The organism is Brevundimonas sp. NIBR10, from assembly GCF_027912515.1.
Classification (GTDB): domain Bacteria; phylum Pseudomonadota; class Alphaproteobacteria; order Caulobacterales; family Caulobacteraceae; genus Brevundimonas.
Window position 1 is genome coordinate 2,999,412 of sequence record NZ_CP115464.1, and the last position, 14,166, is coordinate 3,013,577.

Consider the following 14,166-nt stretch of genomic DNA (forward strand, 5'->3'; position numbering starts at 1 on the left):
TCTCCCCTACTCCCGCACGTCGATCAGGCGGCCGACGCGCCGGCGGCGGTAACCGTCTGGCCTGTCTTCAGGCCGATCGCGAACCGGGCCAGATAGGCGTTGGGGGCCCGGCCATCGTAGGCGACGCCGTCGATGAAGCCCGTCTGCACGCCCTTGAACCCGTCGGTCGTCGGCACCGAGGCCGCCGGGATGATGCCCTGAGCCACCAGCGAAGACGCCGCTGCGGTGTAGAGATCGGCCCGGTACACGGCTTTGGCGGTGTCGATATACCACTGATCCGGATGATCCTCCGCGATCTGGCCCCACCGGCGCATCTGGGTCAGGTACCAGACGGCGTCCGAGGCATAGGGATAGCCGGCGAAATCATCGAAGAAGATGTTGAACTCCGGCGCGGGCCGGGTGTCGCCGGGCGCATAGGTGAACTGGCCGGTCATCGAGGCCGCGATCACATCGGCGTCGGCCCCGACGTAGTTGGGCCGGGCCAGGATCTGCACCGCCTCGGCCCGGTTGGAACCGGCCCCGGCGTCGAGCCACTGCTGGGCCTTGATGATCGCGCGGATCAGGGCATTGGTCGTCGCTGGATACTGGGCCGCGAAGGCCTTGGTCATGCCCAGGACCTTCTCCGGATTGCGCGCCCAGATGTCGTGGTCGGTGATGATCGGGACGCCGATCTTCTTCTTGACCGCCGCCTGGTTCCACGGCTCGCCGACGCAATAGCCCTCGATGGTGCCGGCCTCCAGCGTGGCGGGCATCTGGGGCGGTGGCGTCACCGACAGCTGGATATCGGCACCGGTCGTGCCGGCGACATCCCCCGGCAGATAGAAGCCCGGATGGATCCCGCCCGCCGCCAGCCAGTAGCGCAGCTCGTAATTATGGGTCGAGACCGGGAAGACCATGCCGAACTTCAGAGGCTTGCCCTCGGACCTGAACCGATCGACGACGGGCCGCAGCGCCGAGGCAGAGATCGGATGCGTCGGCTTGCCGTCGGCACCCTTGGGCAGGGCCGGTTCGATCTGGCTCCAGATGCGGTTGGAGACCGTGATCGCGTTGCCGTTCAGGTCGAGGCTCAGCGGCGCGATCAGCTCGGCCTTGGTGCCCAGACCGATGGTGGCGGCGATCGGCTGGCCCGCCAGCATATGGGCCGCGTCCAGCTGACCGCCGATGACGCCGTCCAGCAGCACCTTCCAGTTGGCCTGTGGCTCCAGGGCGACGTTCAGGCCTTCCTCGGCGAAGAACCCCTTCTCCTTGGCAATGGCCAGGGGGGCCATGTCGGTCAGTTTGATGAAGCCCAGCTTGAGGCTGGCCTTCTCGACCGCACCGAGCGACGCGGGCGCCGCGCCGGGAGCCGCCCGCTTGTCACCGCAGCCGGCCAGCAGGGCCGTCGCGCCCGAGGCGAGCAGCAGCGAGCCTCCGGCCATCAGAAACTTGCGCTTGTCGATCATCGTCATCCCCAGTGTTTCAAAGTCGGTCGCAAAACGGGGCAGATTGCGAACGCAGAAAAACCGCCTCGGCGCGGCTCGTGTCAGAGCGCCCCGGGCGGCTTCATTGCCGAAATCTGCTGAAGGACGGAGGCGTCTCCCATCGTTGGGGACGAACCGTTACGCGCCACGCTCAACCGCGCGACGGCCTATTGGTTACATGGAATGTTGCGACGCACAAGTGGCACGTTGAAACTTGGCGATTTCGGCGAAACCCACGACCCGGTTGCCTTCCTCCACGTCAGGCGTTGAAACATGTATCGATACCCAGAGGAGTTCCCATGACCCAGCTGAAGCGCGAAGCCTGTTTGATCGACGGCCAATGGGTCACCGGTGATCGCTGGATCGACGTCGATGATCCCGCGACCGGTCAGATCATCGGGCGGGTGCCGTCGCTGGGGGCGACGGAGACGCAGCGCGCGATCGCGGTGGCCGAGCGGGCGATGAAGGGCTGGGCGGCGCGGACCGCCAAGGACCGGGCCATCGTCCTGCGCCGCTATTTCGATCTGATGATGAAGCATCAGGACGCCCTGGCCGCCATCCTGACCGAGGAACAGGGCAAGCCCCTGGCCGAGGCCAAGGGCGAGATCGCCTATGCGGCATCCTTTATCGAGTGGTTCGCCGAGGAGGCCAAACGGGTCTATGGCGACGTCATCCCGGGCCATGCGCGCGACAAGCGGATCATCGTGCTGAAACAGCCGATCGGAGTAGTGGCGGCGATCACGCCGTGGAACTTCCCCGCCGCCATGATCACGCGCAAGATCGGGCCTGCCCTGGCCGCCGGCTGCGGCGTGGTGGTCAAGCCGGCCAGCCAGACCCCGTTCACGGCCCTGGCACTGGGTGTGCTGGCCCAGGAAGCGGGATTGCCGGACGGGCTGCTGAACATCGTCACCGGCGGATCGACCGAGATCGGCGGGGTGCTGACCGCCGGTCCGGTGGTGCGCAAACTGTCCTTCACCGGCTCGACCGAGGTCGGGGCCAAGCTCTATGCCCAGTCCGCCCCGACCATCAAGAAGCTGAGCCTGGAGCTCGGCGGCAACGCCCCCTTCATCGTCTTCGACGACGCCGATCTGGATGCGGCGGTCGCCGGGGCGATCCAGTCCAAGTTCCGGAACGCCGGTCAGACCTGCGTCTGCGCCAACCGCATCTATGTCCAGGACGCCGTCCACGACGTCTACGTCGAGAAGCTGGCCCGCGCGACCGAGGCGCTCAAGGTCGGGCCCGGCGACCAGAAGGGCGTCGAGATCGGCCCCGTCATCGACGACAAGGCCGTGTCCAAGGTCGAGGCCCATATCGCGGATGCGGTGTCGAAGGGTGCCACCGTCGTCACCGGCGGCGAGCGCTCGCCGCTGGGCGGCCGGTTCTTCATCCCGACGGTGCTGTCGGGCGTCACGTCGGACATGATCGTCACCGACGAGGAGACCTTCGGCCCCCTCGCCCCGGTGATCCGCTTCAGCGACGAGGCCGACGCGATCGCCCAGGCCAACGACACGCCCTTCGGCCTGGCTGCCTATTTCTATGCCCGCGATCTGGGTCGCATCTTCCGCGTCGGAGAGGCGATCGAGGCCGGTATCGTGGGGGTCAACACCGGCATCATCTCCACAGAGGTCGCGCCCTTCGGTGGGGTCAAGGCCTCCGGCCTGGGCCGCGAGGGGTCCAAATACGGAATCGAGGACTATCTGGAGATCAAATACCTCTGCCTGTCCCTGTGACATTCACGCGAAAATTGCTGCACTGCACACTCCCGGGCTTTCCGAAAGCGTCGATCTGGGGCAGTAGCAGCGCGTCGCGTGCGGGCGGCCGGGCGCGCCAAAGGGGGACGCCCGTTCAGAACAAAAGAGAATTTCGATGAACCTGGACGCACTTTCCATCGGCAAGCACGCACCCGACGACGTCAATGTCGTGATCGAGGTGCCGATCGGCGGCGAGCCGATCAAGTACGAGATGGACAAGGCCTCGGGTGCCCTGGTGGTCGACCGGTTCCTCTATACCTCGATGCGCTATCCGGGAAACTACGGCTTCATTCCTCACACCCTGTCGGGCGACGGCGACCCCTGCGACGTGATCGTGGCCAATACTCGCGCCCTGATGCCGGGTTCGGTCATCAGCTGCCGCGTCATCGGCGTGCTGCTGATGGAGGACGAGGCCGGTCAGGACGAGAAGCTGCTGGCCGTGCCGTCGTCATGGCTGACCGCCCGCTATGACAGCGTGAAGAACTACACCGACATGCCCGAGATCACCCTCAAGCAGATCGAGCATTTCTTCGCCCACTACAAGGATCTGGAAGGCACCAAATGGGTCAAGGTGCTGGGCTGGGACGACGCCGACAAGGCCCGCAGCCTGATCGTCGAGGGCATCGAACGCGCCAGGGCCGAAAAGGCTTGATGCTCTGACGGGGCGGCGATCTCCCGTCGCCCGCAAGCGTTGCAATAGGTCACCGACCGGCGTCATATGACGCATGACCGACACCCCGCCCCTGCCCGATCCGGACGTCTCCGACAGCCAGGGCAAGTCGTCACGAACCCAACGGGTCTCCGTCGAAGGCACGATCGCCACCGTCTCGGCCATCTCGGCCATGATCGTCGCGGTCGCCTCGATGTTCACGGCGGTCCAGGCTCTGGACGTGTCGCAGGCGGCTGCCCGCCAGAAGATCTTCGAAAGCCAGCTCGGCGTCTGCATGGCGCTGGGCGACCTGACCTCGCGGGCGGTGACGGCCAACGAGAAGAACGGCGACTTCCGCGCTGGGCCACTGGATCCCGATCAGGTCACGGACCTGTCAAAGGCCATCGAGGCCCAGAGCGAGATCCTGCGGCTGATGCACTCTCAGTATCTGCAGATGACCATGCTGCTGCCCGAGGACGTCTCGGCCAAGGCCTTCGCGGCCCTCACCAAACACACCGACCTCTACAACGTCATGGTCGAGGCCTATGACGCCGACGCCATGTCGCCTGAGAACGAGGCAAGGCTGGTCCAGCTGGCCGATCAGGACCAGGACCTGATGAACGAGGCCTCGGCCGCCTGCTCGACCTATGTGGCGGACAAGGCGGGGATCAGGGAGTAGCCTCGTTGAGTTCAGTGGGTCGCGCCCGCAAGGCCCGCTCCATTTGCGCAGCGACCTCTCCGACCCGACCGCGCGCAGAGATGTTCATCTGTCGTGCCTCGTATAGGCCCCTGAGATAGGCCCAGTCGAAATCTGTAAGCCCCGATGGCAAGGCTTCATCGGTCCGGAACAGGTTCAGGATCGACTGGAAATGGCTCATGTCCACGTCAGGGTCGATCTGGGCGAGGCCGACCATGGCGGTGTAGTCCGCCACCTGATCAAAGGGTGCCTGGCCCAGTCTGCTGATATCGACGATGATCAGGACTTGCTGAAGCTCGTCCTTGATCTCGTTGTTGATCCGCGAGGGCATCACCGTTATCCCATAGGAACCCAGATCGGACGGCCGGCTGATCGGGCCACCGGCAAAGGGCTGCTGACCCGGCAGGCGCACAGCGGCCAAACCGGTGTCCTCGTTCACCGGGAGACTGACGTGCCACCAACGGACGGGCCGATCTGAGGTCTGGAACGCCTCCAGGGCTTCTCGTCCCAGCGAGGCTCCTCCGGTGCGAACCATGAATTCGCGCGGACGTGTCCGCACCAGTTCCGACGCCAAGGCCGCGCCGTCTGACGTCGCCATCACGACCAGATTGGGCTTGCAGCCAGGGCCTCCGATCCGCAGGCCCAGCTCGGCACCAATGTCGGATATGCGATCTGCCATGAACTGGGCAGCCTCGGTCTGGAGATTGACCACGCCAACGCAGAGATCACCATCCCATCGGGCCGGACCGCGGTTTGGTGCCGGAGCCGCCACGGTCCCGACGAACCTCTGGACTTCGGACCGGATTGGCGCGCCATCGACAATGACATCCTCAACCTGCGTGACCTCGTCGGCTGGCATAGTCTGGGCATGGGCAAGCGCTGTCGACATCAGCAGTGCGACCGACAGGACCGCCGTTAGGCCGTGCCAAACTCTCAGAGCAGTCTTCATCTCACGTCCCTCCGCTCCAAACCTGCGTGACAGGCGTCAGGTTGACAACCGCTGGTCGTCGGAGCGGCGACCTAAACCAGCCGGCTCTGCACCACCGCCGCCTCGATGAAGCTGGCGAACAGCGGATGGGGCTTGAAGGGGCGGCTCTTCAGTTCGGGGTGGTACTGGACGCCGATGAACCAGGGATGGTCGGTGCGTTCGACCGTCTCGGGCAGGACGCCGTCGGGCGACAGGCCGGCGAAGATCAAGCCCTTGTCCTCGATCGCCTCGCGATAGTTGATGTTGACCTCGTAACGGTGGCGGTGACGCTCGCTGATGGCGGTCGAACCATAGATTTCCGCGATGCGTGAGCCGGCCGCCAGGGTCGAATCATAGGCCCCGAGCCGCATGGTGCCGCCCAGATCCCCGCCCTGCTGGCGCAGCACCCGCTGGTTGCCCTGTGTCCACTCCGTCATCAGGCCGACGACGGGCTCGTCGGTCGGGCCAAACTCGGTCGATGACGCCTTGGGCAGGCCCGCCTGGTTCCGCGCCGCCTCGATCACCGCCATCTGCATCCCGAAACAGATGCCGAAATAGGGGATGTTGCGCTCGCGGGCGAACCGCGCCGCCTCGATCTTGCCCTCTGCCCCACGCTCGCCGAAGCCGCCGGGCACCAGCACCGCATGGGCCGATTGCAGGCGCACCTCGCAGGCATCCCGGTCGCCCTCGAAGGTGTCGGCCTCGACCCAGTCGATGTTGACCTTGACGTTGTTGGCCACTCCGCCGTGATGCAGGGCCTCGATCAGGGATTTGTAGGCGTCTTTCAGCACCGTGTATTTGCCGACCACGGCGACGGTGACCTCGCCGTCGGGCTGGCGGCGACGCCTCGCGATCTCGGTCCAGCTCGACAGGTCAGGCTGGGGCGCATCGGTGATGCCGAAATGGGCCAGCACCTCCGCATCCAGCCCCTCGCGGTGATAGTCGAGCGGCACCGCATAGATGTCGTCGGAATCCATGGCCTGGATCACGCCCGAGGGCCGTACGTTGCAGAACAGGCCGATCTTGCGCTTCTCGTCCTCGGGGATCGGAAACTCGCAGCGGCACAGGAGGATGTCGGGCTGGATGCCGATGGAGCGCAGCTCCTTGACCGAGTGCTGCGTCGGTTTGGTCTTCATCTCGCCGGCGGTCTTGATGAAGGGCAGCAGCGTCAGGTGGACGAAGCAGGACTGGCCACGCGGCAGGTCCTGACCCAGCTGTCGGATCGCCTCGAAGAACGGCAGGCCCTCGATGTCGCCGACCGTGCCGCCGATCTCGACCAGGACGAAATCGACGTCGTCACCGTCATCGGTGAAGGCGGGTGTCAGGCAGAAGGATTTGATCTGGTCGGTGACGTGCGGGATCACCTGCACCGTGGCGCCCAGATAGTCGCCGCGCCGTTCCTTCTCGATGATGGTCGAATAGATGCGGCCGGTCGTGATGTTGTCGGATTTCGCCGCCGAGACGCCGGTGAACCGCTCGTAGTGTCCCAGGTCGAGATCCGTCTCGGCCCCGTCGTCGGTCACGAAGACCTCACCGTGCTGATAGGGGCTCATCGTGCCCGGATCGACGTTCAGATAGGGGTCGAGCTTCCTCAGACGGACCTTGTAGCCACGCGCCTGAAGCAAGGCTCCGAGAGCGGCGGACGCGAGACCTTTTCCGAGCGAGGAAACCACGCCGCCGGTGATGAACACATAACGAGCCATGGGAGGTCACCTTAGCGGGTGATTCGGGGGTGCGCCGGGGCGAACGGCGAATCCCCTGTTGAAAACCGAAACGAGCGCGGCCCGGTCCGGGGCGCGCTCGTTGAAGGCGGGTGTGGCGGGAGCGGCGGCGGGGTGGCCCGCCGTCGTCACCCTACTGCTTCGGAGCCGGTTGGGCGGGGTTGGCTGCAGGCGGGGCCACGACCGAGGCTTCGAGGTCTTGCAGCGTCGGCGCGGCAGGCTGGGCCGGCGTCGCGGTCGCCGGAGCGGTCTGGGACGGCGTTGTCGGCTGATCGACGGCGATGGAACCGACGGCGTCCGAATCAATGATCGACTGGTTGCCGCGATCGATGTTGCCGACGATGGTCAGGGAGATGGCGCAGATGAAGAATGCGCCCCCCAGCCACCAGGTCACGGTGCTGAGCAGATTGCCGGCTCCGCGTGCGCTCATGAAGTTCGAGGGCCCGCCGCCCATGCCCAGCGCGCCACCTTCGGAGCGTTGCAGCAGGACCACCCCGGTCAGGGCGATCGAGATCAGGATCATGACGACGAGGAGAATGGTCTGGAGCATGGCGGCTTACATATGTGGCGCTGGTCGCGCCGATCAAGCGGCGGCGTCTATCATCCCTCGACGCGCGCGGCAACGGCGAGGCTCAGGCCTCAGACGGCCAGCACGACCTGGGCCAGGCGGATCGTGGACCAGGCCCCGGCCACCGCGAACGCCGCCAGAAAGGCGATGACCGCCCAGTACCGGCCCGGCGTCTCGGCCCGGGTGCCGGTCAGGCCCCGATAGCTGAACCGACCCGACCGCAGGCAGAAGACCAGGGCGGCCGTGACCACCACCGTGAACAGCACAAACAGGACGAACTTGAGCATCAGGCCGCCCGGATGATGCCGAGGAAGTCCGCGGCCTTCAGCGAGGCCCCGCCGACCAGCGCGCCTCCGACCTCGGCCACGGCCAGGATCTCGGCGGCGTTCGACGGCTTGACCGAGCCGCCGTACAGGATCGGGGCGATCCGACCGCCCTCCCCCAGTCGCCCGATCATGGCGGCACGAACGGCAGCGTGGACTTCCTCGATCTGCTCCAGCGTGGGCGTCAGGCCGGTGCCGATGGCCCAGACGGGCTCATAGGCGACAGCGAAAGCCTTGCCGGACAGAGACGACGGCAGGGATCCCGCCACCTGGGCGCTGACGACGACGACGGCCTCGCCGGCCTGACGCTGGTCCAGGGTCTCGCCGACACAGATGATGGGTTCCAGCCCTGCGGCCAGGGCGGCCTCGACCTTGGCCGCGACGTCGGCATCGCTCTCGCCAAAGCCCGCGCGGCGCTCGGAGTGGCCCAGGATGACCAGGGTCGCCCCCGCATCGGCCAGCATGGCGGCCGAGGTCGAGCCGGTGAAGGCGCCCGAGGCCTCGGCATGGCAGTCCTGCCCCCCGACCTCGACGACACCGCCCGCGACGGCTTCGGCCAGACGGTGAACCAGTGTGGCGGGCAGGCACAGGGCGACACGGCAGGCGGCGGGTTCGGCCGCCAGAGCCTCGGACAGGGCCCGGGCCTCGCCCAGGCTGGCTCCCAGGCCGTTCATTTTCCAGTTGCCGGCGATCAACTTCACGGATTGTTTCATGACGCCCTCATAAGGCGCCCTCCGACCGAAAGCCAAGAGGCGACAAACCGGCCAAGCTCCCGCCGCAATGGCGAGGCACCGGAGCCGTTGCGGGCTATCCACGCCCGCAGGGCCGCTTGCCGTGCCGTCGCCCCCTGCCTATACGCCGGGGCGGCGCCCCGTCACCGGTTCCTTGGCCGCCGTCCGTCAGGTTTGTCGATGATCACTCTGTTCCGCAATTTCGCCAGGTCCAAGTTCGCCCTGATCCTGATCGCCATCGTCGGCCTGGCCGTCGTCGTCACCGGCGGGACCCAGCTGGACGTCTTCGCCAGCCTGGGCGGCAAGCATGTGATCTCGGCCGGAGACCGCAAGGTCGATCAGGCCCAGTTCCGCGCCGACTTCGACCGCCTGCGTGAGAGCCTGACCGAGCGGGCCCAGCGCCCGGTCACGATCGACGACATGGTCAAGGAGAACCTGCACGTCCGTTATCTGGAAGAACAGACCCGCCAGCTCGGCTTCCTGAACTGGGCGTGGAAGGCGGGCATCCGACCCGGCAAGGAGCTGGTGGTCAAGCAGATCCGCGAGATCCCCGCCTTCTTCAACGGCGTCACCGGCCAATTCGACGAGACCCAGTACCAGTCCAAACTGGCCGAGCAGGGCCTGACCGCCCAGCGGCTGGAACAGGAATTCCGCGACCAGTATGCCGTGAACCACTATGGCTCGGCCGCCTTTGCCGGCCTGCGCCTGCCGCGCGTCTACGGCGCCGTGCTGGCCGCCCGTGCGATGGAAAGCCGCGACGGTCGCTGGTTCGAGGTCACCCAGGCCATGGCCGGGACGGCCCCCGCCCCCACCGACGCCCAGCTTCAGGCCTTCCTGAGCGAGAACGCCGCCCAGCTGCGCCGCCCCGAGTTCCGCATGGCCTCGGTGTTGCTCTTCAACAATCCGTCCGACACCGCCGCCGCCATCCCAGAGGCCCGGATCGTCGAGCGCTTCAACTTCCGCCAGGCCGCCCTGTCGACGCCGGAAACCCGCACCTTCGTCACCCTGACCGCCCCGACCAAGGCTGCCGCTGACGCCATCGCCGCTGCCCTTCGCGCAGGCCAGACTCCGGCACAGGCCGGTCAGGCCAACGGTGGGGTCCAGCCCGCGACCTTCAACGCCACGCCGCGCGCCGCCGTGACCGATCCCGCGATCGCCGCCGCCGTCTTCGGTGCCACGGCTGGTCAGGTGACCAATGCGGTCCAGGGCCGGGTCGGCTTCACCGTCGCCCAGGTGTCGGCCGTCACGCCAGGCGCCGCCGCGACGCTGGACAGCGCCCGTGAGGCCATCATCAACGAACTGCGTACCGAGGACGCCAAGGGTGCCGTCTTCGCCCGCGTCGAGAAGTATGAAAAGGCCCGCTCCGAGGGCAAGACCCTGGATCAGGCCGCCGCCGAGATCGGTGGACGCATCATCCCGCTGCCGCCCTTCACCCAGGACGGCAAGCTGCCGGACGGCCAGCCGATGAACGCCCCGCCGCAGATCCTGCAATCGGCCTATGCCCTGTCCAAGGGTGGCGAGTCCGACGTGATCGATGCCGGCCAGGGCCAGTATTTCGTGCTGCGTCTGACCGACATCCGCCCGGCCGCCCTGCCGACCCTGGCCGACATCCGCGAGCCCCTGGCCCAGCAATGGGTGCTGCGCGAGAACGCCAAACGCCTGGCCGCCAAGGCCGAGGAACTGGCCAGCCGCGTGCGCCAGGGCCAGGACATCGCCGCCGTCGCCGCCTCGGCGGGTGGCACCCTGATCAACCGTGCGTCGCTGCAACAGAACCCGCAGGTCCAGACCGAGATCGGTCAGGGCGTGATGGAAGGCCTGTTTGGACAGGGCAAGGGCCAGGTCTTTTCGGGCCCCGCGTCCGAGACCGCCTATGTCGTCGGCCGCGTCGACGCGATCCGCCCGGCGGTGCCGGCCCTGGCCGCGCCCGTCGCCGAACAGGTCCGTGCCCGCATGGCCGAGCAGATGGGCAATGCCATGGTCGAGAACGCCCTGGCCGCCGGTGCCCTGCGCTCCAAGGCCAAGAGCGACACGGCTTTCGCGCTCCAGGCCCTGGGCGTCGATCCGGCCACGGCGACCAACCCCGCCTCCGCTCCGACCCCGACTCCGGCGCAGTGACACAGGCTGGGGGGGCAGACGCCCGGGCGGCGTTCGCGGCGAGCCTGACGGCCGGTCGTCCCGCCGTCGTGGTCAGACGACTGATCGACGACCTGGAAACCCCGGTCTCGGCCTATCTGAAGGTCGGGCTGGGGCGACGGCACGCCTTCCTGCTGGAATCGGTCGAGGGCGCCGCGCTGAACGGCCGTTATTCGATCATCACGCTTGAGCCCGACGTCGTCTGGCGCTGTCGTGGTGGGGTCGCAGAGATCGCGCGCGGGGCCGAGGCCGTCGCGGCCGACCGGTTCAGCCCTGAGGCCCTGCCTGCCCTGCAATCCCTGCGCGCCCTGATCGCCGCAACCGCCTTCGATCTGAAGGCAACGGCCTACGGCGAACTGCCCCCCATGGCGGCCGGTCTGTTCGGGGTGTTCGGCTATGACATGGTTCGGCTGCTGGAGCCGCTCGGCGAGCCCAATCCCGACCCTCTCGACCTGCCTGACGCCGTCCTGACCCGGCCGTCCCTGGTCGCCATGTTCGATTCGGTAAGGCGCGAGATCGTCATGGTCTCGACCGTCTATCCGGACGCCGGACTCGACGCCGACGGCGCCTGGACCGCCGCCAACGCGCGCCTTGAAGATTTCGAGAGCCGCCTGCGTCGCCCGCTGCTGGGCCGGATGGGTGCCGAACAGACGCCCGCTCCCGCCTTCGCCTCGCCGGTGGACGGCGAGGCCTATGGCGGCATGATCGCCCGCGCCAAGGACTACATCGCCGCTGGCGACATCTTCCAGGTCGTGCTCAGCCACCGGTTCTCTGCGCCCTGGTCGGGCGACCCGTTCGCCTTCTATCGATCCCTGCGCCGCCAGAACCCCTCGCCCTATCTGTTCTTCCTCAATTTCGGCGACTTCCAGCTGGCCGGGTCCAGCCCCGAGATCCTGGTGCGGCTCAAGGACGGCGGCGTCACCATCCGCCCACTCGCCGGCACCCGCGCGCGCGGCGCGACGCCGGAAGAGGATCGCCGTCTGGAGGCAGAACTCCTGGCCGATCCCAAGGAATGCGCCGAGCATCTTATGCTGCTGGACCTCGGCCGCAACGACGTCGGCCGTGTCTCGGCCCCCGGCACGGTCAAGGTGACCGAGAGCTTCAAGGTCGAACGCTACAGCCAGGTCATGCACATCGTCTCCAATGTCGAGGGCCGCTCCCACCCCGACCTGGACGCCGTCGATACCCTGCTGGCCGCCCTGCCCGCCGGCACCCTGTCCGGCGCGCCCAAGGTCCGGGCCATGGAGATCATCGACGAGCTCGAGGGCGAGAAACGCGGCGTCGGCTACGGCGGCGGCGTCGGATACATCTCTGCGGGTGGGGAGGCCGACATCTGCATCGTCCTGCGCACCGCCATGTTCGCCGACGGCAAGGTCTTCGTCCAGGCCGGCGCCGGCGTCGTCGCCGACAGCGATCCCGCCGCCGAATATGCCGAAACGATCGCCAAGGCCCGCGCCCCGATCAACGCCGCCGCCGATGCCTGGCGGTTCGAGCTTGGGGCCGTGCTGAACGAAGGCGGCGCGGTCTAGTCTCACCCACCTACTTTCGTCATCCTCCGGCGAGCGTAGCGAGACCGGGGGACCCAGCGGCGCGCGAGAGCGCGAACCTGTCGCGGACTCTGGCGTCGAATATCGTGCCTGGAACAGATCGCCTATCGGCGCCGTTGGGTCCCCCGGTCTGCGCCGCGAAGGCGCGGCTTGCCGGAGGATGACGAAAGAAAAGGCGTAGCAGCGCGCTCACCTCTCCAACCTCGCCGCACCCGATCCCTTGCCCCGCCTGCTGATACGACCGATTCTGACGTCAGACAGACGCATTCGACCAGCCACCCCTTCGACCCGTGGTAAGGTCCTGCCGTTCCCGTCGCATGGGGAGGCGCCTCTTGGTACCAGGCCTGAAGCGGCGGCGGGGATGGGTCGAGCGGGACACAGCCCTGTGCCAACACAGGGGGTCCGGGGGGTCTGGTAGCCTCTCGCCCGTCGCAGGCTGAGTGTAGTCGGTCAGGGCCGAACCGGGTCTGATCGAAGCCGTGGGGGAAGACCCCTGCGGTCCCGGCAGAAGAGCCCGTAGCCCGACGCGCTTGCGCTAAATCGACCGGACGGAGCGCAGGCTGACGTCGAAAATTCAAGCGTCCCTTCTCAGGCGGAGGGACATCATCGGTTCCGGACGTCAGTCTGCGCTCCGTCTCCTCTCCACCTCGCGGGCCTCGTCCCGACGGGGCTTTAAGGCGTGGCGCTTCGGTCTTTGAAAAATCAGAAGCTCTCGCCGACCTCAGCCGGCGCGTTCGGCTGGTCCAGCGCGATCCCGGTCCCCAGGATCATAACCCCGGCCATGGCGATAGCCGCCGTCGCGGCCAGTGCCGCTGCGCCGAGCGCACCCAGCGGATGGCCCACCGTCTCTTCGGCCTCGACCAGCAGCGCGCGAGCCCGGTCGATGCTGGACCTGTCGATACTGGCGAGGATGCGGCTCATGGCGGGCTCCGATGGAGGCGAGAGCAAAGCCCGGATGTCGTTAACGGACGGTTTCCGGCCAACCTTGAGCTTGGCGGGCGCGGTCGCAGGCCCTAGAACGCCTGCATGATCCTGGTCGTCGATAACTACGACAGCTTTACCTACAACCTCGTCCACTACCTGGCGGAGCTAGGCGCAGAGACGAAGGTCGTGCGCAACGACGACCTGACGGCGGCCGAGGCCTGGGCGCTGAAGCCCGAGGCCGTGCTGTTGTCGCCCGGCCCCTGCGCGCCGGATCAGGCGGGCATCTGCTTGGCCCTCATCGACACCGCGCCGCTCGACATGCCGATCCTGGGCGTCTGTCTGGGCCATCAGGCGATCGGCCAGGCCATGGGCGGACACGTGGTGCGCGCCAAGACCGTGATGCACGGCAAGACCTCGCCGATCCTCCATGAAAACAAGGGTATGTTCGCAGGACTTCCCTCGCCGTTCACGGCGACGCGGTATCATTCTCTGGCCGTGGCCCGCGAGACCCTGCCCAACACCCTGAACGTCACGGCCTGGACCGAGGACGGCGAGATCATGGGCTTCCAGCACCATGACCGGCCGATCCATGGTGTCCAGTTCCATCCCGAATCGATCGCGACGGAACATGGCCACGCCATGCTTGCCAACTTCCTGGATCAGGCGGGCGTCAAGCGCCTGGCCATGGTCTGAGG

General features: G+C 67.2%; 13 protein-coding genes. 6 read left to right on the forward strand and 7 right to left on the reverse strand.

Annotated features, from left to right (window positions below; translation table 11 throughout):
* Window positions 1-23: 23 nt before the first annotated feature.
* Window positions 24-1,442: a CmpA/NrtA family ABC transporter substrate-binding protein gene (locus O5K39_RS14705; protein ID WP_271144358.1), complete on the reverse strand. Its 1,419-nt coding sequence runs from the start codon at window positions 1,440-1,442 to the stop codon at window positions 24-26.
* Between the two features lie 317 nt (window positions 1,443-1,759).
* On the opposite strand from O5K39_RS14705, the gene O5K39_RS14710 reads away from it, so the two are divergent.
* The 3 genes from O5K39_RS14710 (at window position 1,760) to O5K39_RS14720 (ending at window position 4,539) form a co-directional block, all read left to right on the forward strand.
* Window positions 1,760-3,190 (forward strand): NAD-dependent succinate-semialdehyde dehydrogenase, encoded by a 1,431-nt coding sequence (locus O5K39_RS14710; protein WP_271144359.1) that lies wholly within the window; start codon window positions 1,760-1,762, stop codon window positions 3,188-3,190.
* A 136-nt stretch (window positions 3,191-3,326) separates the two neighbouring features.
* Window positions 3,327-3,863, forward strand: a complete 537-nt coding sequence (gene ppa / locus O5K39_RS14715) for an inorganic diphosphatase (RefSeq protein ID WP_271144360.1) — start codon at window positions 3,327-3,329, stop codon at window positions 3,861-3,863.
* Between the two features lie 73 nt (window positions 3,864-3,936).
* Window positions 3,937-4,539: a hypothetical protein gene (locus tag O5K39_RS14720; protein ID WP_271144361.1), complete on the forward strand. Its 603-nt coding sequence runs from the start codon at window positions 3,937-3,939 to the stop codon at window positions 4,537-4,539.
* On the opposite strand, the gene O5K39_RS14725 is transcribed toward O5K39_RS14720, so the two are convergent.
* The 5 genes from O5K39_RS14725 to tpiA all read right to left on the reverse strand — a co-directional run bounded on the left by O5K39_RS14725 (window position 4,529) and on the right by tpiA (window position 8,849).
* Complete coding sequence (locus O5K39_RS14725) at window positions 4,529-5,506, reverse strand: hypothetical protein (RefSeq protein ID WP_271144362.1); 978 nt, start codon at window positions 5,504-5,506, stop codon at window positions 4,529-4,531. The two genes, O5K39_RS14720 and O5K39_RS14725, sit on opposite strands and share 11 nt — an antisense overlap.
* A gap of 71 nt (window positions 5,507-5,577) precedes the next feature.
* Window positions 5,578-7,227, reverse strand: coding sequence for a CTP synthase (locus O5K39_RS14730; protein ID WP_271144363.1), 1,650 nt, complete (start codon window positions 7,225-7,227; stop codon window positions 5,578-5,580).
* Window positions 7,228-7,378: 151 nt separating this feature from the next.
* The gene (secG, locus tag O5K39_RS14735; RefSeq protein WP_271144364.1) at window positions 7,379-7,795 is read right to left on the reverse strand and encodes a preprotein translocase subunit SecG; all 417 of its coding nucleotides are present in this window, start codon (window positions 7,793-7,795) and stop codon (window positions 7,379-7,381) included.
* 89 nt (window positions 7,796-7,884) lie between these two features.
* Window positions 7,885-8,100 carry a hypothetical protein gene (locus O5K39_RS14740; RefSeq protein WP_271144365.1) on the reverse strand — a complete coding sequence of 72 codons (216 nt, stop codon included), beginning with the start codon at window positions 8,098-8,100 and terminating at the stop codon, window positions 7,885-7,887.
* Window positions 8,100-8,849, reverse strand: a complete 750-nt coding sequence (tpiA, locus tag O5K39_RS14745; RefSeq protein ID WP_271144366.1) for a triose-phosphate isomerase — start codon at window positions 8,847-8,849, stop codon at window positions 8,100-8,102. The genes O5K39_RS14740 and tpiA overlap by 1 nt, the downstream gene beginning before the upstream one ends.
* 198 nt (window positions 8,850-9,047) lie before the next feature.
* On the opposite strand from tpiA, the gene O5K39_RS14750 reads away from it, so the two are divergent.
* Window positions 9,048-10,982, forward strand: a complete 1,935-nt coding sequence (locus tag O5K39_RS14750) for a peptidylprolyl isomerase (RefSeq protein WP_271144367.1) — start codon at window positions 9,048-9,050, stop codon at window positions 10,980-10,982.
* Entirely contained in the window at window positions 10,979-12,529 is a 1,551-nt protein-coding gene (gene trpE / locus O5K39_RS14755; RefSeq protein ID WP_271144368.1) for an anthranilate synthase component I, read from the forward strand. Before O5K39_RS14750 ends, trpE begins: the two co-directional genes overlap by 4 nt.
* Window positions 12,530-13,249: 720 nt before the next feature.
* Here the strand turns inward: trpE and O5K39_RS14760 are convergent.
* Window positions 13,250-13,468, reverse strand: a complete 219-nt coding sequence (locus O5K39_RS14760; protein ID WP_271144369.1) for a peptidoglycan-binding protein — start codon at window positions 13,466-13,468, stop codon at window positions 13,250-13,252.
* A gap of 105 nt (window positions 13,469-13,573) precedes the next feature.
* Here O5K39_RS14760 and O5K39_RS14765 point away from each other — a divergent pair, with 105 nt between their 5' ends.
* The gene (locus O5K39_RS14765; protein ID WP_271144370.1) at window positions 13,574-14,164 is read left to right on the forward strand and encodes an aminodeoxychorismate/anthranilate synthase component II; all 591 of its coding nucleotides are present in this window, start codon (window positions 13,574-13,576) and stop codon (window positions 14,162-14,164) included.
* Window positions 14,165-14,166 lie beyond the last annotated feature (2 nt).